Source organism: Streptacidiphilus sp. P02-A3a, assembly GCF_014084105.1.
In the GTDB taxonomy this organism is placed as follows: Bacteria; Actinomycetota; Actinomycetes; order Streptomycetales; family Streptomycetaceae; genus Streptacidiphilus.
Window position 1 is genome coordinate 2,086,784 of sequence record NZ_CP048289.1, and the last position, 19,459, is coordinate 2,106,242.

Below are 19,459 nucleotides of genomic sequence, written 5' to 3' on the forward strand. Positions count from 1 at the left end.
TTCCTGGACTCAGGTCTTCTTCTTGAACTTCGCCACCGCCAGCGGCGCGAAGACCACCGTCAGCCCCGCCGACCAGGCCAGCACCTGGAGCGCCGGGTGCAGCGCCGGACCGCCGTCGATCAGCGCCCGGCTCGCGTCCGCCAGCGCCGACAGCGGGTTGACCTTGGTGAACGCCTGCAGCCAGCCCGGCATGGTGCCGGTCGGCGCGAACACCGAACTGCCGAACTGCAGGGGCATGATCACCAGCATTCCGACGCCCTGCACCGCCTGGGCGCTCTTCATCGACATGCCGAGCAGCATCGAGATCCACACCACGGACGAGCCGAACGCCAGCGCCAGGCCCAGCGCCGCCAGCAACTGCAGCGGTCCGGTGTGGATCCGCAGCCCCAGCGTCATCGCGAAGCCCAGCAGCACCATCAGCGACACCAGGCAACGCAGCGTCTCCGACAGCAGTTTGGCGATCAGCACCGAGCTGCGCCCGATCGGCAGCGTGCGGAACCGGTCCATCACGCCGGTGGTGAAGTCCGTGTTCAGGCCGGTGCCCACGGCCATCGCCAGGTTCAGCCCGATCTGGCCGAGCATCCCGGGGACCATGTACTGGATGTAGTTGGACTGGTTGCCCGACACCGCGCCGCCGAAGACGTACACGAAGATCAGGGTGAACAGGATCGGCATCAGCAGGGCGTCGATCATCGACTCCGGGTCCGCCTTGATCCGCATCAGGTTGCGCCGGGTCAGCGCGCTGATGTGGTGCAGCGAGGCCCGCAGGCTGATCCGCTGGTCCCCGTACGCGGCCGCCGTCTCCGCCGTCGGGGCGGGGGCTGTCAGCACACTCATGCCACACTCTCCAAACGCTTCCGGTCCGGGGCCGATCCGGCGCCGGTGATCGACAGGAACACCTCGTCCAGGCTGGGCATCCGGGTCTCGATCGCGGCTATGCCGAACCCGCCGAGTCCCAGCTCGGCCACCACGGCCGTCAGTTGGTCATCGTCCGCGATGGTGAGCTGGACCACCCCGGCCGCCGGATCGGCGGTCGCGCCGTGCGCGGCCAGGCAGCGCGCCATCGACTGCAACTCCTCGGCCCGGGCCGGGCGCACCGTCAGCGTCTGCCCGCCGACCTGGCGCTTGAGCGCGTCGACGCTGCCGTCGGCGATCACCCGGCCCCGGTCGATCACCGTCAGGTCGTCCGCCAACTGCTCGGCCTCCTCCATGTACTGGGTGGTCAGCAGCACCGTCGAACCCTCGCGGACCATCCGCTGGACCTCGTCCCACACCTCGGTACGGGTGCGCGGGTCCAGGCCGGTGGTCGGCTCGTCCAGGAACAGCACCCGCGGCTGCCCGATCATCGACGCGGCCAGGTCCAGCCGCCGCCGCATGCCGCCGGAGTACGTCTTCGCCGGACGCTTGGCGGCCTCGGTCAGCGAGAAGCGCTCCAGCAGCTCGGTGGCGCGCTGCTTGGACCCCTTCGCGGACAGGTCGAGCAGCCGCCCGATCAGGTACAGGTTCTCGTAGCCGGACAGGAACTCGTCGACCGAGGCGTACTGCCCGGTCAGCCCGATCGCCCGGCGCAGCTGCCGCGGCTGCCTGGCGACGTCCCAGCCCGCGACGGTGGCGCTGCCCGCGTCGGCCTTGACCAGCGTCGACAGGATCCGGATGAGGGTGGTCTTGCCCGCCCCGTTCGGCCCCAGCACCCCCCGGACACTGCCCTCGCGGACACTCAGGTCCACGCCGTCCAGTGCCTTGGTCTCCCCGTAGTACTTAGCCAGTCCCCGTACCTCGACGGCCGGGGCGTTCGTAGAACTCGATGTCATGCACCAAGCTTCGCCGCCGCTCCCGTCACCCCACCGTCACCCGCCCGGCCGCCTCCCCCGGCTCGCTGTCAGCGCCCTGTCAGCCTCCCGTCAGGGCTCCGTCAGCCGTTGGTCCCGCCCCCGATCCCGCCGTTGCCGGTCGTCCCGCCGTTGCCGGTCGTCCCGCCGTTGCCGGTGGTCCCGCCGGTGCCGACCCAGCCGGTCCAGCCCGTCCCGCCGTTGCCGTACGTACCGCCGTTGCCGTACGTACCGCCGTTGCCGTACGTGCCGCCGTTGTCACCGTACGTGCCACCGTTGCCGTTGCCGCCGTCGGTGCCGGTGTAGCTGGAGCTCGGGTCCGGGGTGGGGACCGCGTCGTCCGGGCGTGGGGCGAAGGAGAGCTCGATGTCCGGCTTCCCGTTCATCGAGGCCGTCATCGCCTGCTTCCAGATCGGCCCGGAGGTGAGGTAGCCGTAGGCGTTCTGGTACTCGACGCCGCTGATGGTGTACCACGGGTCGAGCGAGTCGTTCGGGTTGTCCGGGTTGGACACCACCGTGGCGTCGGAGATCTGCTTGGTGTACCCGGCGAACCAGGCCTGGTTGTCGTTGTTGGTGGTACCGGTCTTGCCCGCGTCGGACCAGTCGATGCCGACGGTCGCGCCGGTGCCCTCGTCCGAGACCACCGAGGCGAGCAGGGTGTTCACACCCGCCGCCGTGCTCCGCCGCATCACCCGGTGGCAGTCGGCGGACGGCACCGGCAGGCTCTTGCCGCCGGAGTCGGTGACGCTGGTGATCGCGATCGCGTTGCAGTACACGCCGTTGTTGGCGAAGGTGGCGTACGCGTCGGCGATCTGGAGCGGGGTCAGCGCGTTGACGCCCAGGGTCAGCGACTGCACCTGGGCCAGCGGCACCAGCCCGTTCGGGCTGCCCGCGTAGCTCAGCCCCAGGCTCTGCGCCATGTGGACCACGTTGCAGAGCCCGACCTTGGCCTCCAGCGGTACGAAGTAGGTGTTCACCGAGGCGGCCATGGCCTGCACCATGTTGATGTTGCCCGGGGCCTTCGAGGTGTCGTTCATGTCGCCGCTGACCGCCGGGTGCACCACGCCGGAGCAGTCGGTCATCTCCGGGTAGTCGGCGGTGGCGGGCGTGTCGTAGCTGTAGCTGAGCGGGATTCCCTGCTCCAGGGCGGTCGCGGCGGTGACCGCCTTGAACACCGAGCCGGTCGGGAACCCCTCGCCGCCGTTGTAGTCGGCGTTGGCGTTGTAGTTGATCTCGGTCTCGTTGCCGTTGTCACCGTACGGGCGGCTCTGCGCCATCGCCAGGATCCTGCCGGTGCCCGGCTGGACCATGGTGGTCGAGGCGGCGGCCCGGTTGCCGGCCAGGACGTTGTCGGCGACGGCCTGGTTCTCGGCCGCCTGGTCCACCGGGTCGAGCGTCGTGTGGATCTGCAACCCGCCGTGGTCCCACAGGGCTTGGCGGGCCGACGCGGTCCTGCCGAAGGCCGGGTCCTGCAACACCACGTCCTCGACGTAGTTGCAGAAGAAGCCCTCGTCCTGCTGCGCGGTGATGCAGCCGGTGCGCGGCCAGGTCACCTTCAGGTTCAGCGGGGTGGCCTCCGCCTCGGTCGCCTGCAACTGGGTGATCGTGTCGTAGTTGGCCATCGCGGCCAGCACCTCGTTGCGGCGCTGGAGCGCCTCGACCGGGTTCACCGTCGGGTCGTACTCCGACGGGGACTGTTCGAGACCGGCCAGCAGGGCGGCCTGAGTGAGCGTCAACTGACTGGCGTGGACGCTGAAGTAGAGCTCGGACGCGGCCTCGATGCCGTACGCGCCCTCACCGAAGTAGGTGATGTTGAGGTAGTCGTCGAGGATCTGCTGCTTGGACAGGTCCTCCTCCAACTTGATGGCGTAGCGCAGCTCCTGGATCTTCCGGCCGGTGGTCTGCCGGGTCGCCTCGGCCAGCTTGGAGGGGCTGTCACCCGCCTCGTAGATGAAGACGTTCTTGACGTACTGCTGCGTCAGTGTCGAGCCGCCCTGGGTGGTCGCCCCGGCGCTCGCGTTCTTGGTGAGGGCGCGCAGCGTTCCCTCAAGGTCTATCGCGCCGTGCTGGTAGTAGCGGTGGTCCTCGATGTCGATCAGCGCGTTCTGCATCACCGGCGCGATCTTGCTCAGCGGCACCGTCGTCCGGTTCTGGCCCTGCGCGTAGACCTTGGCCATGATCCCGCCGTCGGCGTCGTAGATGGTCGACGACTGCCCGAGATCGGGGATGGCGAGGTCATTGGGGATGTTGTTGAAGTCGTTGGCGGCGGCCTTGGCGCTGAGGCCGATCGCGCCGACCGCGGGTATTCCGAGACCGGCGACCAGGACGCCGGCGAGGACGCTGCCACCGAGCAGACGTATGCCGAAGCCGATCTTGTGACCGACCGGAACAGACCTCTTAGCTGCCATGAGCACAAGATAGTTGGCCGCCGCATCGTCGGCAGCAGTCGGCCCACCCTGTCGTGTCACAAGCTTGCGACAAAGTCCCGGTCGCGGGAACCGCGCTGGGAATCGCCGGGGAACCGCGCTGGGGGAGGGGCGCGGACGTCGGGGTGTGGGTCGGCGTCCGCGCCCCCTGCCGGGGGTGAGCCGGCGTCAGTGGAAGCTGTGCTCCGCGGCGGGGAAGCTGCCGCCGATGACGTCCGCCGCGTAGGCGCGGGCGGCGTCGCCGAGGGTGGCCCGCAGGTCGGCGTACTGCTTGACGAAGGACGGCACCGAGCCCTTGGTCATGCCCGCCATGTCGGTCCACACCAGGACCTGGGCGTCGCAGTCCGGGCCCGCGCCGATGCCGACGGTCGGGATCTGCAGCGAGGCGGTGACCTGCGCGGCCAGCTCGGCCGGGACGGCCTCCAGGACCACCGCGAAGGCGCCCGCCGAGGCGACCGTCTTGGCGTCGCGCAGCAGTTGGTGCGCCGCCTCGTCGCCCCGGCCCTGGACCGGGTAGCCGCCGAAGGCGTTCACCGACTGCGGGGTCAGGCCCAGGTGCGCCATCACCGGGATACCGGCCTGCACCATCTGCTCGATGGCGGGCGCGGAGCGCTCGCCGCCCTCCAGCTTGATCGCGCCGACGCCCGCCTCCTTCAGCAGCCGGGTCCCGCTGTGCAGGGCCTGCGTCGGGGACTCCTGGTAGGAGCCGAACGGCAGGTCGGCGACGATCAGCGCGCGCTTGGTGCCGCGGACGACGGCGGCGGACAGCATCACCATCTGGTCCATGGTCACCGGCACGGTGTTCTCGTAGCCGAGGTGACAGTTGCCCGCCGAGTCCCCGACCAGCAGCACCGGGATCCCGGCCTCGTCGAAGACCGACGCGGTGAGCGCGTCGTACGCGGTGAGCATCGGCCAGCGCTCCCCGCGCCGCTTGGCGGCGGCCAGGTCGCGGACGGTCACCCGGCGGTGGCTGACCCCGCCGTACAGGCTCGTCGGCACCTTCGCGGCGGACGCGGGCGCGCCAGGCGTGGCGGGGGTGGTGGGAGCGGATGGTGCGACGGCAGGCTGAAGCGAACCGTTCTGCATGACAGGTCTCCTGTACTGGGTCGTCTCGTGGCGCCGCAGGGGCGTCCCCGGATTCCCTTCCATGCTGTCACGCCGCACCCCGTGCGCAAAGGGGCGGGGGCGCCCCTATCGACCGGACGGCAGCGCCGATCGTTGCCGAAGATTTACGATACGAGACGTACTCGTATCGTAAATGAGGTTAGGCTGATCCCCATGACGACCGCTATGCCTTCGGCGCCCGCCGCGCGCCGGGTCCCCGAGCCGATCCACCGGCGCCGCTGGGCCATCCTCACCGTCCTGCTGTTCAGCCTGCTGGTCGTGGTACTCGACAGCTCGATCCTGAACGTCGCGATGAAGACCATCGCCACCCCCGCCCCCGTCGGCATCGGCGCCAGCCAGAGCCAGCTGGAATGGGCGGTCAACTCCTACACGCTGGTCTTCGCCGGGCTGCTGTTCACCGCCGGGCTGCTCGGCGACCGCATCGGACGCAAGAAGACGCTGCTCGCGGGCATGGTGATCTTCGGCCTGGGCTCGCTGCTCTGCTCCTTCGCCACCTCGCCGGGCGAGCTGATCGCCTACCGCGCGGCCATGGGCCTCGGCGGCGCGTTCGTGATGCCCGCGACGCTCGCCATCATCATGAACGTCTTCGAGCGCGAGGAGCAGCCCCGGGCCATCGGCATCTACTCCGGCGCGGTCGGCCTGGCCATCGCCATCGGCCCGGTCGTCGGCGGGCTGCTGCTGTCGCACTTCTGGTGGGGCTCGGTGTTCCTGGTCAACGTCCCGATCGTGGTGGTCGCGCTGATCGGCATGGTCTGGCTGGTCCCGGACTCGCGGGACCCCAAGCCCGGGCGGCTCGACCCGGTGGGCGTGCTGCTCTCCATCCTCGGCCTGGTGCTGCTGGTCTACGGCATCATCCAGGGCGGACAGGACGCCGACTTCACCGTCACCAGCGCCTGGGCGCCGATAGCCGGCGGCCTGCTGCTGCTCGTGGTGTTCGTCTGGCACCAGCAGCGGACCGCCCACCCCGTGCTCACCGTCGGCTGGTTCCGCGACCGGCACTTCTCGGCGGCGGTGGTCTCCATCGGCCTGACCTTCTTCGCGCTGATGGGCGTCACCTTCTTCTCGGTGTTCTACCTCCAGAGCGTGCGCGGCTACAGCGCGCTGCACGCCGGTCTGCTGCTGCTGCCGCTGGCGGGGGCCCAGCTGCTGGTCTCGCCGCGCGCCCGGCACGCGGTCACCCGCTTCGGCGCCAACGTCACCGTCGGCGTCGGGCTGCTGCTGATCGCGGTCACCTTCGCCGGCTACCTGCTGCTCGGCCGCACCACCTCGATCTGGGTGCTGGAGGTGCTGGGCTTCGTCCAGGGCTCCGGCATGGCGCTGGTGATGCCCCCGGCCACGGTGACCATCATGTCCAGCCTGCCCCGGGAGAAGGCCGGATCCGGTTCCGCCGTCAGCAACACCTTCCGCCAGGTCGGCGGGTCGCTCGGGGTGGCCATCCTCGGCGCGCTGCTGTCGACCGTGTACCGCAACGGCATCCAGGACCGGCTCGGCACCCTGCCCGCGCCGCTGCGCTCCACCGCCGGGCAGTCCATCGAGGGCACCCTCGGCGTCGTCGAGCGGGTCGGCGGCGGCGCCGCCGGGCTGGTCGGCCCGGCCAAGGACGCCTTCGTCCACTCGATGCACGTCACCGCGCTGAGCGCGGGCGTGGTCGCGCTGGCCGGCGCGGTCATCGCGCTGGCGCTGCTGCCCCGGCGCGCCCCGCGGGCCGAGGAACCCGCCCGGACCCGGGCCCCGGGTCAGGCTCCCGTCCAGGCCCCGGGCCACGCCTCGGCACCGGCCGAGCAGCCGGTCACCCGGCTGGAGGCGCTGGTGCCGGAGCCCGCGCCCGAGACGGCAGAATAGGACTGTGGACAGCACGGAGACAGCGGAAACGGTGGACGCGGCCGAAACGGCGCTCCCCGGGCCGTGCGGACCGCGCCGGGGCCGCCCCCGGAGCGAGGCCGCCGAGCAGGCCATCATCGAGGCGGTGCTGCGGCTGCTGGACCAGGGCGGCACCCTCGACGGCATGTCGGTCGAGGGCATCGCCGTCGGGGCGGGCGTCGGCAAGGCCACCATCTACCGGCGCTGGCCCAACAAGGAGGCCCTGCTGCTGGACGTGCTGGTGCGCACCGACCGCGCCGAGCCGGAGTACGTCGACGGAACGGTGCGGGACCTGCTGGTGCAGATCATGGAGTCGATCCGGATGGCCGCGGTGGCCCGGCGCGAACGCTCCTCGCTGGTGCTGTTCGCCACCCAGTTCCGGGCCATGCCCGAGCTGCACCAGCGCTACCTGGACGAGGTGGTCGCGCCGCGCCGGGCCCGGCTCCGCCGCCTGATCGAGAAGGGTGTGGCCCGAGGCGAGATCCGCGGCGACGTGGATCCGGACCTGCTCGGCGAACTGCTCGTCGGGCCGATGCTGTCGCGGGCACTGCTGCACCCGGAAGCCGAACTCGACGACCCCGACCTGTCCGCGACCATCGTGGACACACTGCTCCAGGGTCTCGCCCCGGTAGCATCCGGAACCTGAGCGCCCTTTCCCGGCGTCCTGCAATCCGTACGCAGACAACAGGGACGAGTACGGCATATGGGTTTCACGATGGCAGGCACGGAGACCGGAGCGGACCGGCCGGGCAGTCGCTGGCGACGGCTGCCCGGCACCCGGCGCTGGGGACGGGACGCCAAGGGCCGCAACACCTGGCGGCGCGGCTGGATCGTGGCGGTACTGGCGCTCGGCGTCGCCTGCCTGCTGGCCTTCCACGCGTCGGTGCCCAACACCTTCGGCAACTTCGGCAGCCTGCTGGAGACCTTCCTGCCGTGGGTGGGCGTGGCGGTGCCGGTACTGCTGGTGCCCGCGCTGCTGCGGCGCTCGGCGACGGCGCTGGTGGCGCTGCTGGTGCCGACGCTGCTCTGGGTCAACCTGTTCGGAGCACTGCTCACCGACAAGAGCGGTGGTCCCTACGACTTCACGGTGGTGCAGCACAACGTCTGGGCCTACAACAAGGACATCCCGCAGACCGTGCGGGTGCTGGAGGCGGCGCACGCCGACGTGATCTCGCTGGTCGAGGTGTCGGCGACGGAGCTGCCGGTCTTCGAGCGCGACCTGGCGGCGCAGTACCCGTACCGGGCGGTCGAGGGCACCGTCGGGCTCTGGTCCAAGGACCCGCTGACCGGCACCGAACCGGTGGACATCAAGATCGGCTGGGTGCGGGCGCTGCGGACCACGGTGGTGACGCCCGAGGGGGACGTCGCCGTCTACGTCGCCCACCTGCCGTCGGTGCGGGTGCAGTTCGACAACGGGTTCACCGCCAACCAGCGGGACGCCAGCGCCAACGCGCTGGGGCTGGCACTGGCGCAGGAGAAGCTGTCCAAGGTGATCCTGATGGGCGACCTCAACGGGACGATGAACGACCGCAGCCTGGCCCCGGTCACCTCGCAGATGCGCTCGGCCCAGGGCTCGGCCGGTTCCGGCTTCGGCTTCAGCTATCCGGCGCAGTTCCCGATGGCGCGGATCGACCAGATCATGACCCGCGGGGTCACCCCGACCGACGCCTGGACGCTGCCCAGGACCGGCAGCGACCACCTGCCGATCGCCGCCCACATCGAACTGTGAGCGCTCAGCTCTCGCGCCACCGGTTGGTGATCGGCTGCCGCCGGTCCCGGCCGAAGTTCTTCGACGAGATCTTGGTGCCCGGAGGGTACTGCCGCCGCTTGTACTCGGCCGTGTCCACCAGCCGGATCACCCGGTCCACCACCGCCGGGTCGAACCCCTCGGCCAGGATCTCCGCCCGCCCCTTGTCCTGCTCGATGTAGGCCGTGAGCACCGCGTCCAGCAGGTCGTAGTCCGGCAGCGAGTCGGTGTCCACCTGCCCCGGCCGCAGTTCCGCGCTCGGCGGCTTGGAGATGGTGTTCTCCGGGATCGGCGGCGTCTCGCCGCGCGCCTCGGCCGCCTGGTTGCGCCAGACCGCCAGCCGGAGGACCAGCGACTTGTAGACGTCCTTGATCGGCCCGAACGCCCCCACCGAGTCGCCGTACAGCGTGGAGTAGCCCACCGCCAGCTCGCTCTTGTTGCCCGGGGCGAGCACCAGGTGGTTCTCCTGGTTGGAGATCGCCATCAGCAGTGTCCCGCGCAGCCGCGACTGCAGGTTCTCCTCGGCCAGCCCGGTCAGCCCGAGCGCGCCCATGTACGAGTCGAACATCGGCGCGATCGACACCGTGCGGAAGTGCAGCCCGGTGCGCCGGGCCAGCTCGGCCGCGTCGTCCCGGGAGTGCTGCGAGGAGTAGTCGCTCGGCATCGACACGCAGTGCACGTTCTCCGCGCCGACGGCGTCCACCGCCAGTGCCGCGACCAGCGCCGAGTCGATGCCGCCGGACAGCCCGATCAGCACCGACGTGAAGCCGTTCTTGCGGACGTACCCGCGCAGGCCGGTGACCAGCGCCCCGTACACCTCCTCCGCCGCGTCCAGCGGCGGGGCCAGACCGGCCTTCACCGGTTCGGCGGGCGCGGGCAGCGGCTCCTCCGACAGGAGGGTGTGCACGACCTCCAGGCCGTCCGCGACGAAGCGGCTGCCGCCCTCCCGGGCCTCGTCGGTGGCCTGCGGCAGTTCCAGGTCGAGCAGCAGGCAGCCCTCCTCGAACTGCGGCGCCCGGGCCAGCACCTCGCCCTCGGCGTCGACCACCAGCGAGCCGCCGTCGAAGACCAGCTCGTCCTGGCCGCCGACCAGGTTCACATAGGCCAGGGTGCAGCCCGCCTCGACCGCGCGGCGGCGCACCAGCTCCAGCCGCGCGTCGTCCTTGTCCGCCTCGTACGGCGAGGCGTTGACCACCAGCAGCAGCCCGGCCCCGGCCTGCCGGGCGGCCTGCACCCGGCCGCCGTCCTGCCAGATGTCCTCGCAGACCGCCAGCGCCACGTCCACCCCGTGCAACCGGACCACCGGCAGCGTGTCGCCGGGGACGAAGTAGCGGAACTCGTCGAAGACGCCGTAGTTCGGCAGGTGGTGCTTCGCCAGCCGGGTGACCACCTTGCCGCCGAACAGCACCGCCGCGCAGTTCTGCGGCGAGCCCACCGGCAGCCCGAGCCGGTCCGAGCTGGTGGTCGACCGGCCCAGGTAGCCGACGACCACGGCCACCGAGCCCAGCCCCTCGGCCGTCAGCCGCTCGGCCAGCTCGACCAGCGCCGCGCGTGAGGCGTCCACGAAGGAGGGCCGCAGCGCCAGGTCCTCCACGGGGTAGCCGGTCAGCGCCATCTCGGGGAAGGCGACCAGCTGGGCGCCGCGCTCGGCGGCGTGTCGGGTCCACCGCAGCACGAGCTCGGTGTTGCCGCTGATGTCGCCGACCGTGGTGTCGGTCTGGTTCAGTGCGACGCGTAGGGAGGGCACGGGGCCACCCTAATCGTCGGAGCGACGCTATGGGTAGCCGTGCCGTCGCCGCCGCGCCCGCCCCCCGCCGCGCCGGGGTCCGCCCCGGCTGGTCCTGCCGACCTGCCGCATCGCCGTTCGGATCTGCGATGATGCGACCAGCGGACAAGTACGGCGCGGGGCACGCCGACACCACAGGCCGCGCCCTGTTAACGCGGACGTAAAGAGCAGAGGTGAGACTGTCGCCATGGGCAAGCAGCAGGAGTTTGTTCTCCGCACACTCGAAGAGCGCGACATCCGTTTCGTCCGGCTGTGGTTCACGGACGTCCTCGGGTTCCTGAAGTCCGTGGCCGTCGCCCCCGCGGAGCTCGACCAGGCCTTCGAGGAGGGCATCGGATTCGACGGCTCGGCGATCGAGGGCTTCGCGCGGGTCTACGAGTCGGACATGCTGGCGCAGCCGGACCCGTCCACCTTCCAGATACTGCCCTGGCGCTCCGAGGCCCCGGGCACCGCGCGCATGTTCTGCGACATCCTGATGCCGGACGGCTCGCCCTCGTACGCGGACCCGCGCTACGTCCTCAAGCGCACCCTGGAGAAGTGCTCCAACCTCGGGTTCACCTTCTACACCCACCCCGAGATCGAGTTCTTCCTGCTCAACGACCTGCCCACGGACGGCACCACGCCGACCCCGGCCGACCACTCCGGCTACTTCGACCACACCCCGCGCGGCGTCGGCCACGACTTCCGCCGCCAGGCGATCACCATGCTGGAGTCGATGGGCATCTCGGTGGAGTTCAGCCACCACGAGGGCGCCCCCGGCCAGCAGGAGATCGACCTGCGCTACGCCGACGCGCTGTCCACCGCCGACAACATCATGACCTTCCGCACGGTCATGAAGGAGGTCGCGCTGGAGCAGGGCGTGCACGCCAGCTTCATGCCGAAGCCCTTCTCGAACCACCCCGGCTCCGGCATGCACACCCACCTGTCGCTGTTCGAGGGCGACCGCAACGCCTTCCACGAGGCGGGCGCCGAGTACCAGCTGTCCAAGGTCGGCCGCTCGTTCATCGCCGGACTGCTGCGGCACGCCGCCGAGACCGCCGCCATCACCAACCAGTGGGTCAACTCCTACAAGCGGATCTGGGGCGGCTCGCAGCGCTCGGCGGGCGCCGGCGGCGAGGCCCCCTCGTACATCTGCTGGGGGCATAACAACCGCTCGGCGCTGGTCCGGGTGCCCATGTACAAGCCCAGCAAGCAGGGCTCGACCCGGGTCGAGATCCGCTCCCTGGACACCGGCTGCAACCCCTACCTGGCCTACTCGGTGATCCTCGCCGCGGGCCTCAAGGGCATCCAGGAGGGCTACGAGCTGCCCCCCGGCGCCGACGACGACGTCTGGGCGCTCAGCAGCATGGAGCGCCGCGCGATGGGCATCCAGCCGCTGCCGCAGAACCTCGGCGAGGCCATCGACCTGATGCAGCACAGCGAACTCGTCCAGGAGACCCTCGGCGAGCACGTCTTCGACTTCTTCCTGCGCAACAAGCGCCAGGAGTGGGAGGAGTACCGCTCCGAGGTCACCGCGTTCGAGCTGCGGAAGAACCTGCCGGTGCTGTGACGGCACGGTGGCCGGTGCGCCCGCGGCGGGAGAAGACGGCACTCCGATGGCGGAGTGTGAGCGGCGGGTGACGGAGCGTCGTGTTCCGATGGGCGTATCGAACTGGTACGACCGAGAGGTTCCGATGCAGCTGAGCACCGCAGGGAAGACGGTCCGCGCACCCCGAGCGGCCCGGGCCATGGTCGCGCTGGGGGTGGCGGGTGTGGCCGCCGTCTCCCAGTTCGCCTTCGCGCCCGCCTCGGGCGCCGCGACCGTGGAGCGCACCGGTCCCGGGCACCATCTCCGGGACGGGACCGACTGGACCGAGCACCCGTTGCCGATCAAGGTCCGTTTCAAGGAGGACCTGCACGGGTCGGTCACCCGCGCCGGGAACACACTGATGACCTGCGAGGAGAACAAGCCGCCGGTCGCCAAGGACGCCGCGCCCTGCCGGGAGGCCCAGCAGGGCATCGGCCGCGGCATCTTCAACAACAACTACGACATGCGGTACGTCAACCAGTACCCGGGCTCCTTCAAGCTCCCGCCCGCCGAGGGCGGCGGCTACGAGAAGCTGTACTCCTCCAGCAGCTCCGAGCTGAAGGTCCCGGCCAACTCCACGATCAAGTTCGCCCGGCTGTACTGGGGCGGGACCAGGGGCATCGGCGACACCATCCTGCCGCTCAGCCAGGTCGACGGGGTGCTGTTCAAGACCCCGGGCGGGCACGACTACCACGAGGTCAACACCGACCCCTCGTACAAGGACCTGGGCTGGATGACCGGGGTCGGCGAGGGCAACGCCCGGGAGCACGGCTACCAGGCGTCGGCCGACGTCACCGACCTGGTCCGGAACGCGGGCGCGGGCAACTACACCGTGGCCGACATGGACTCGGTGGTGAAGCCGCACAGCTGGGGCGGCTGGTCGCTGGTGGTGGCGTACGAGAACTGCGACATGCCGCTGCGCCACGTCGAGGTCTCGGACGGCTTCCAGATCGAGCTGCCGGAGTCCCCGCCGCTGAAGTTCACCGTGGACGGGCTGCAGACCCCGCAGCAGGGCCCGATCCACGGCGAGTTGGGCTTCGTCGCCTACGACGGCGACCGCACCTACGGCCACGACAGCGTCAGCGTGCAGTCGACCAACGGGCCGCTGACGGTGCTGCACACCTGGGACAAGCCGGCCGACGACTTCCTGAACTCGACCATCGAGAACGAGTCCCGGAACAACCCGGTGGTGCGCGCGCCCTCGTACGAGAACCAGCTGGGGTACGACTCCAACATCGTCGACGTGTCGCACGTGCTGCGCAACGGTGACACCAGCATCTCCTTCACCTTCGACACCAAGTCGGACGGCTACCAGGTCGGGGTGGTCTACTCGGCCGTCGACCTGGACCAGAGCAGCTGACCCGGCTCCGCCGGAACCACGCTCCCGGCGTGCCGGGCCCGGGGAACCACCGGGCCCGGCACGCCGTGCCGTTGCGGCGGCTGCGGGCCGAGGGCGCGCAGCCACCGCTCCAGCGGCCGCTCCACCCACTGGTACAGCGCCGCGGCCAGCCCCAGGCTGGTGGCGGTCACCAGCAGCCACCCCACCGCCGCCGCCCGCACCCCGCGCGGCGGCCCGCCCAGCAGCAGCGCCAGCCGCAGGCAGCTCTGGTGCACCAGGTACCAGGCGAAGGACCAGTGCCCCAGCCGCCGTGCCACCGCCCCGCCGAGGAGGCCGGATCCGCCCCCGGGGGCCAGGTCGCGCACCGCCACCGCCGCGACCAGCACCGCGAACAGCGGCGCGACCAGCGCCTGGGAACCGCTGTACGGGCTGTCCCAGCGGCCGTCGGGCACCGCCGCGGACCAGGGGATCAGCGCCGCGTGCCAGAGCAGCGCCGCGCCCACCGCCGCGCCCGGGCCGACCGGTGGCCGCCAGCCGCGCCGGACCGCCACCGCGGTCACCGCCCCGAGCAGGAACTGCGGGGTGCGGGCCAAGGGCAGGTAGTCCAGCAGCCACTCGCGCTCGGTCGGTGAGCCGACCGGCGCGCCGCCCAGCCAGCAGCCGACCCCGACCACGCAGGCCCCGGCCGCCAGCAGCGCCAGGGTCCGCCCGCCGCGCCGCCGCAGGAACCGCAGCAGCGCGGGGGTCAGCAGGTAGAACCAGGCCTCGGCGCTGAGCGACCAGGCGGCCGGATTGCCGCCGTACACCTCGGCCGGGGACCAGGCCTGGAGCAGCGGCAGCGACCACAGCGCGGCGGTGACCGGCAGCGCCGCGCCCAGCAGCGCGGTCACCGCCAGCGCCAGCCCGGTGGCCAGCAGGTGCAGCGGCCAGATCCGGGCGAACCGCCGCCAGTAGAGGACCCGCGCCGGAACCCGGTCGCCGCCGGACCAGGCCAGCACGAAGCCGGACAGCACGAAGAAGAAGGTGACGCCGTCCCGCCCGTACCAGACCAGCGGACTGAGCAGCGGCAGTGGGTGGTATTCGCGGCTCAGGTGGTAGAACACCACCAGGAGGGCCGCCCAGAACCGCAGCCCGGTCAGCCCGGGCAGCGCGGCACGGCGGGTCACCGCGGCGGCGGCATCCACGCGGGCCTCCCGGCGGACTCGGCGAGGTGGGGCTGGAACCGGCACAACGGCCGGGCGCCGGGAGGAGTCACGGCAGCGCGCGCGGGAAGAACCGGTCAGGGGCACGTAATCTCACCACTCGTTCGAACATCGAACCAGGGGCCGTCGCATCGGGGGCCGTCGCATCGGAGTCGGAGGGCATCGACTTGGACAGAGCACAGGGTGACCGCGTGACCGGCGACAGCGGCCCCGGCGCCGCCGCGCCCGGCAGCGGGACCAGGCGCAGCAACCCGGCCGGGCGGCTGGCCCGGCGCGGCTTCACCGACCCGGAGGCGGCCGTCCGCCGACTGGCCGAGCCCGCGCTGGCCCAGCACTCCGGCGACTCGGTGCTGATCGATGCCCTCGCCGCGACCGCCGATCCGGACCTGGCGCTGCTCGGCCTCGCCCGGGTCGCCGAGGCCTGCTCCGACGCGGACCGGCGGACCCTGCTGGACACGCTGACCACCAGCAAGCCGCTGCGGGACCGGCTGCTCGGCGTGCTCGGCGCCAGCGCCGCCCTCGGCGACCACCTGGCCCGGCACCCGCACGACTGGCACGCCCTGGTCACCTTCGAGATCCGCGACATCCACCCCGGCCCCGAGGAGTTCCTGCGCGCGCTGTACGCGCACATCTGGGAGGACCCGGCCGCCGGTGACCGCGCCGACGCGCTGCGCACCGGCTACCGCCGCTGCCTGCTCGGCATCGCGGCCCGCGACCTGACCGGCACCACCGGCATCGGCCAGACCGCCGCCGAACTGGCCGACCTGGCCGGGGCCACGCTTCAGGCGGCACTGGACATCGCGCTGGAGGAGGACCCGGCCGCCGCCAAGGCCTGCCGACTGGCGGTCATCGCCATGGGCAAGTGCGGCGGACACGAACTGAACTACGTCTCCGACGTGGACGTCGTCTTCGTCGCCGAGCCGCGCGGCCAGGCCGACTCCGGTGAACCCGACGCCGACGGGTCGGCGGTCCGGGCCGCGACCCGGCTCGCGGCCCGGCTGATGCGGCTGTGCTCCGACACCACCCGCGAGGGCACCATCTGGCCGGTGGACGCCAACCTGCGCCCGGAGGGCAAGAACGGGCCGCTGGTGCGCACCCTCGGCAGCCACCTCGCCTACTACCAGCGGTGGGCCAAGACCTGGGAGTTCCAGGCGCTGCTGAAGGCCCGCCCGGTCGCCGGCGACGCCGAACTCGGCCGGGCCTACCTGGACGCGGTCACCCCGCTGGTCTGGCACGCGGCGGAGCGGGAGAACTTCGTCCAGGACGTCCAGCAGATGCGCGAGCGGGTGATCGACGCGATCCCCGCGGCCGAGATCGACCGGGAGCTGAAGCTCGGCCCCGGCGGCCTGCGCGACGTCGAGTTCTCGGTGCAGCTGCTGCAGCTGGTGCACGGCCGCGCGGACGAGACGCTGCGCAGCCCGAACACGCTCACCGCCCTCGCCGACCTCTCCGCCGGGGGCTACGTGGGCCGCGCCGACGCCGCCTCGCTGGACCAGGCGTACCGGTTCCTGCGCTCGATGGAGCACCGGATCCAGCTGTTCCAGCTGCGCCGGACCCACCTGGTGCCCACCGGCGCGGAGGACCTGCGCCGCCTCGGCCGCTCGCTGGGCCTGCGCGCCGACCCGGTCGCCGAGCTGACCAAGGAGTGGCGGCGGCACGCCCGCGAGGTGCGCCGCCTGCACGAGAAGCTGTTCTACCGGCCGCTGCTGGACGCCGTCGCCCGGCTCGGCGCGGACGAGTCGGTGCTCGCGGACGACCTCGGCGGGCCGGAGGGGGGCGCCCCCCGGCACGGCGGCCTGAGCGCCGAGGCCGCCCGCACCCGGCTGGCCGCCCTCGGCTACCGCGACCCGGCCGACGCGATGCGGCACCTCCAGGCGCTGGCCTCCGGCGTCAGCCGCCGCGCGGCGTTGCAGCGCACGCTGCTGCCGGTGATGCTCGGCTGGTTCGCCGAGTCGGCCGACCCGGACGCCGGGCTGCTGAACTTCCGCAAGGTCTCCGACAGCCTCGGCTCCACCCCCTGGTACCTGCGGCTGCTGCGGGACGAGGGCGCCACCGCCGAGAACCTGTCCCGGATCCTGTCCTCCGGTCGGCTCGCCCCCGATCTGCTGCTGCGCGCGCCGGAGGCGGTGGCGCTGCTCGGCGACAGCGACGGTCTGCAACCGCGCGGCCACGCCGTGCTCGACCGGGAGATACGGTCCGCCGTCGGCCGCGCGGACGGCGCCCCGGCGGCGGTCGCCGCCGCCCGCTCGGTCCGCCGCCGGGAGCTGTTCCGCACCGCCGCCGCCGACGTCCTGGGGCGGCTCGGGGACAGTGCCGACGCGCTGACCGAACTGAACACCGCGACCCTGGCCGGGGCGCTGCGCGCGTGCGCCGACGCCGCCGAGCGGGCCGCGGGCGAACCCCTGCCGACTCGGCTGGCGATCATCGGCATGGGCCGCTTCGGCGGCGCGGAGCTGGGCTACGGCAGCGACGCCGACGTCATGTTCGTGCACGACCCGCTGCCCGGGGCGGACGAGGTCCGGGCGGCCGGGGCGGCCCGGGCGGTCTTCGAGGAGGTCCGCCGACTGCTCCAGCTGCCCTCCACCGAGCCGCCGCTGCTGATCGACGCCGACCTGCGGCCCGAGGGCCGCCAGGGCCCGCTGGTGCGCTCCCTGGCCTCGTACGCCGCGTACTACCGCCGCTGGTCCCGGCCGTGGGAGAGCCAGGCGCTGCTGCGGGCCCGCCCGGTCGCCGGTGACGAGCGGCTCGGCGGCGCCTTCACCGCCCTGGTCGACCCGCTGCGCTACCCGGCCGACGGCCTGGACGAGGCCCGGCTGCGGGAGATCCGGCGGCTCAAGGCCCGGGTCGAGACCGAGCGGATGCCGCGCGGCGCGGACCCGACCACCCACACCAAGCTCGGCCCGGGCGGGCTCGCCGACGTCGAGTGGACCGTCCAGCTGCTCCAGCTCCAGTACGGCCACCGGGTCGAGGGGCTGCGCACCACCAGGACCAGGGCGGCGCTGGCGGCGGCCGTCGCGGCGGGCCTGGTCGATCCGGACGCCGCCGCCGAGCTGGACACCGCCTGGGTGCGGGCCGGGCGGGTGCGCAACGCGGTGATGCTGGTCCGGGGCCGTCCCGGGGACAGCTTCCCCGGGGACCCGAGGGAGCTGGCCGGGGTCGCCCGCTACCTCGGCTACGGCAGCAGGCACGCCGGGGAGATGGTGGACGACTACCGGCGCTGCGCGCGCCGCGCCCGGGCGGTGGTGGAGGAGCTGTTCTACGGCTGACCGGCCGCCGCCGCCCCGGCTACGGGTGGACCGGAACCTTCGGACGCTCCGAGTCGGCGCCCGGCCGTGGTGGGCCCTCGCCGTGCTCGGTCTGCTCGGCGTGCTCGGCCGTCGCCCGGTCCGGCGCGGCCTGCTCCCCGTCCGGGACCCCGGGGGCGGGGGCGGCGGCCTCGGCCGACTCGTCCGCGCCGGGCTCGTGACCGGCCGGTCCCTCCTCGGCGTCGGCGCCGGGCCGCGGCCCGGCGTCCGGCCCCTGGTCGCCGTCCTGGTCGGCCGGGGTCTCCCGGCGACGCGGGAAGGCGTAGGCCCAGCGTCCGTAGACGAGCCGGGAGACGACCAGGCCGAACATCGTGCACACCGCCCCGACCAGGGCGTCCATGAAGAAGTGGTTGGCGGTGGCGATGATCACCAGCAGCGTGCTCAGCGGATAGAGCAGCCCGACCACCTTCACCCAGCGCCTGCGCGCCAGGAAGGCGATGGTCAGCCCGCACCACAGCGACCAGCCGATGTGCATCGACGGCATCGCCGCGAACTGGTTGGACACCTGCGACATGTCGCCGGAGGCCATCGAGCCCCAGGTGTGGTGCTTGGCGACGGTGTCGATGAAGTCGGCGCCGGTCATCAGCCGGGGTGGGGCCAGCGGGTAGAAGTAGTACCCGAGCAGCGCCACCGCCGTGGTCACGAACAGCGCCAGCCTGGCCGCCGCGTAGCGGCCCGGATGGCTGCGGAACAGCCACACCAGCACGCCGATGGTCATGATGAAGTGCAGCGTGGCGTAGTAGTAGTCCATGCCGGTGATCAACCAGGTCACCGAGTCGAAGGCGTGGTTGATCCGCTGCTCGTAGGCGATGCCGAGGTGCTGTTCGAAGCTCCAGATGGAGTGCGCGTTGCGCTGGGCCCGCGTCTCCATCTCCGGCACGGCGTTGCGGACCAGCGAGTAGATCCAGTAGCTGATCCCGATCAACGCCAGTTCGAACCACACCCGGGGACGGCCCGGGTCGCGGAAGTGCCCGAACAACGGGCGCGCCACCCCACGCAGGAAACGCACCCGGAGGGAAGGGCTGACAGCGGCACGTGTGGCTCCGTCGGGGGCGACGGAACCAGGACGTACCGCTACGGCGGTCCTGCCGCCGTCATGGTCCCGCTCAGGTTCCCCCATGGAGCAGTAGTCTGCCATGCGGCCTCCCGCGACCTGATCACCCTCTGGTTGGGGATTCGCCGCCTGATATCCCTCTGAAGTCCTACGGCCGTATGCCGCCGCAGGACCGAACGGGTCGGAGCGGCGGCCCGGTCGGGCGACGACTCCCAGCAC

The 19,459-nt window shown here is 72.0% G+C and carries 12 protein-coding genes and 1 pseudogene; 6 read left to right on the top strand and 7 right to left on the bottom strand.

Annotated features, from left to right (window positions below; translation table 11 throughout):
• Positions 1 to 9: 9 nt before the first annotated feature.
• The 4 genes from GXP74_RS09425 to panB all read right to left on the bottom strand — a co-directional run bounded on the left by GXP74_RS09425 (position 10) and on the right by panB (position 5,341).
• Positions 10 to 837: an ABC transporter permease gene (locus GXP74_RS09425; RefSeq protein WP_182451000.1), complete on the bottom strand. Its 828-nt coding sequence runs from the start codon at positions 835 to 837 to the stop codon at positions 10 to 12.
• Entirely contained in the window at positions 834 to 1,811 is a 978-nt protein-coding gene (locus GXP74_RS09430; RefSeq protein ID WP_182451002.1) for an ATP-binding cassette domain-containing protein, read from the bottom strand. The genes GXP74_RS09425 and GXP74_RS09430 overlap by 4 nt, the downstream gene beginning before the upstream one ends.
• A gap of 101 nt (positions 1,812 to 1,912) precedes the next feature.
• Positions 1,913 to 4,237: a transglycosylase domain-containing protein gene (locus tag GXP74_RS09435; RefSeq protein ID WP_182451004.1), complete on the bottom strand. Its 2,325-nt coding sequence runs from the start codon at positions 4,235 to 4,237 to the stop codon at positions 1,913 to 1,915.
• A 186-nt stretch (positions 4,238 to 4,423) separates the two neighbouring features.
• Positions 4,424 to 5,341, bottom strand: coding sequence for a 3-methyl-2-oxobutanoate hydroxymethyltransferase (gene panB / locus GXP74_RS09440; protein WP_182451006.1), 918 nt, complete (start codon positions 5,339 to 5,341; stop codon positions 4,424 to 4,426).
• Positions 5,342 to 5,533: 192 nt separating this feature from the next.
• Between panB and GXP74_RS09445 the strand changes: the two genes are divergently transcribed.
• The 3 genes from GXP74_RS09445 to GXP74_RS09455 all read left to right on the top strand — a co-directional run bounded on the left by GXP74_RS09445 (position 5,534) and on the right by GXP74_RS09455 (position 8,969).
• Positions 5,534 to 7,222 carry an MFS transporter gene (locus tag GXP74_RS09445; protein ID WP_182451007.1) on the top strand — a complete coding sequence of 563 codons (1,689 nt, stop codon included), beginning with the start codon at positions 5,534 to 5,536 and terminating at the stop codon, positions 7,220 to 7,222.
• 4 nt (positions 7,223 to 7,226) lie between these two features.
• Entirely contained in the window at positions 7,227 to 7,886 is a 660-nt protein-coding gene (locus tag GXP74_RS09450; RefSeq protein ID WP_225447816.1) for a TetR/AcrR family transcriptional regulator, read from the top strand.
• Between the two features lie 69 nt (positions 7,887 to 7,955).
• A complete protein-coding gene (locus GXP74_RS09455; protein ID WP_182451009.1) occupies positions 7,956 to 8,969 on the top strand; it encodes an endonuclease/exonuclease/phosphatase family protein in 1,014 nt (337 codons plus the stop codon).
• 4 nt (positions 8,970 to 8,973) lie between these two features.
• Here the strand turns inward: GXP74_RS09455 and GXP74_RS09460 are convergent, their stop codons facing one another.
• On the bottom strand, positions 8,974 to 10,734 hold the full coding sequence (locus GXP74_RS09460; RefSeq protein ID WP_182451011.1) for an NAD+ synthase: 1,761 nt from the start codon (positions 10,732 to 10,734) through the stop codon (positions 8,974 to 8,976).
• 226 nt (positions 10,735 to 10,960) lie between these two features.
• Here GXP74_RS09460 and GXP74_RS09465 point away from each other — a divergent pair, with 226 nt between their 5' ends.
• Positions 10,961 to 12,322, top strand: coding sequence for a glutamine synthetase family protein (locus tag GXP74_RS09465; RefSeq protein WP_182451013.1), 1,362 nt, complete (start codon positions 10,961 to 10,963; stop codon positions 12,320 to 12,322).
• A gap of 124 nt (positions 12,323 to 12,446) precedes the next feature.
• Positions 12,447 to 13,700, top strand: coding sequence for a hypothetical protein (locus GXP74_RS09470; protein ID WP_182451014.1), 1,254 nt, complete (start codon positions 12,447 to 12,449; stop codon positions 13,698 to 13,700).
• Here GXP74_RS09470 and GXP74_RS09475 read toward each other — a convergent pair.
• Positions 13,667 to 14,863, bottom strand: a complete 1,197-nt coding sequence (locus GXP74_RS09475; protein WP_182451016.1) for an acyltransferase — start codon at positions 14,861 to 14,863, stop codon at positions 13,667 to 13,669. The two genes, GXP74_RS09470 and GXP74_RS09475, sit on opposite strands and share 34 nt — an antisense overlap.
• A 209-nt stretch (positions 14,864 to 15,072) precedes the next feature.
• Here GXP74_RS09475 and GXP74_RS09480 point away from each other — a divergent pair, with 209 nt between their 5' ends.
• Positions 15,073 to 18,147 (top strand): bifunctional [glutamine synthetase] adenylyltransferase/[glutamine synthetase]-adenylyl-L-tyrosine phosphorylase, encoded by a 3,075-nt coding sequence (locus GXP74_RS09480; protein WP_182451018.1) that lies wholly within the window; start codon positions 15,073 to 15,075, stop codon positions 18,145 to 18,147.
• Positions 18,148 to 18,433: 286 nt separating this feature from the next.
• Here the strand turns inward: GXP74_RS09480 and GXP74_RS09485 are convergent.
• A pseudogene (locus tag GXP74_RS09485) lies at positions 18,434 to 19,306 on the bottom strand (phosphatase PAP2 family protein); the annotation flags it as partial.
• Positions 19,307 to 19,459 lie beyond the last annotated feature (153 nt).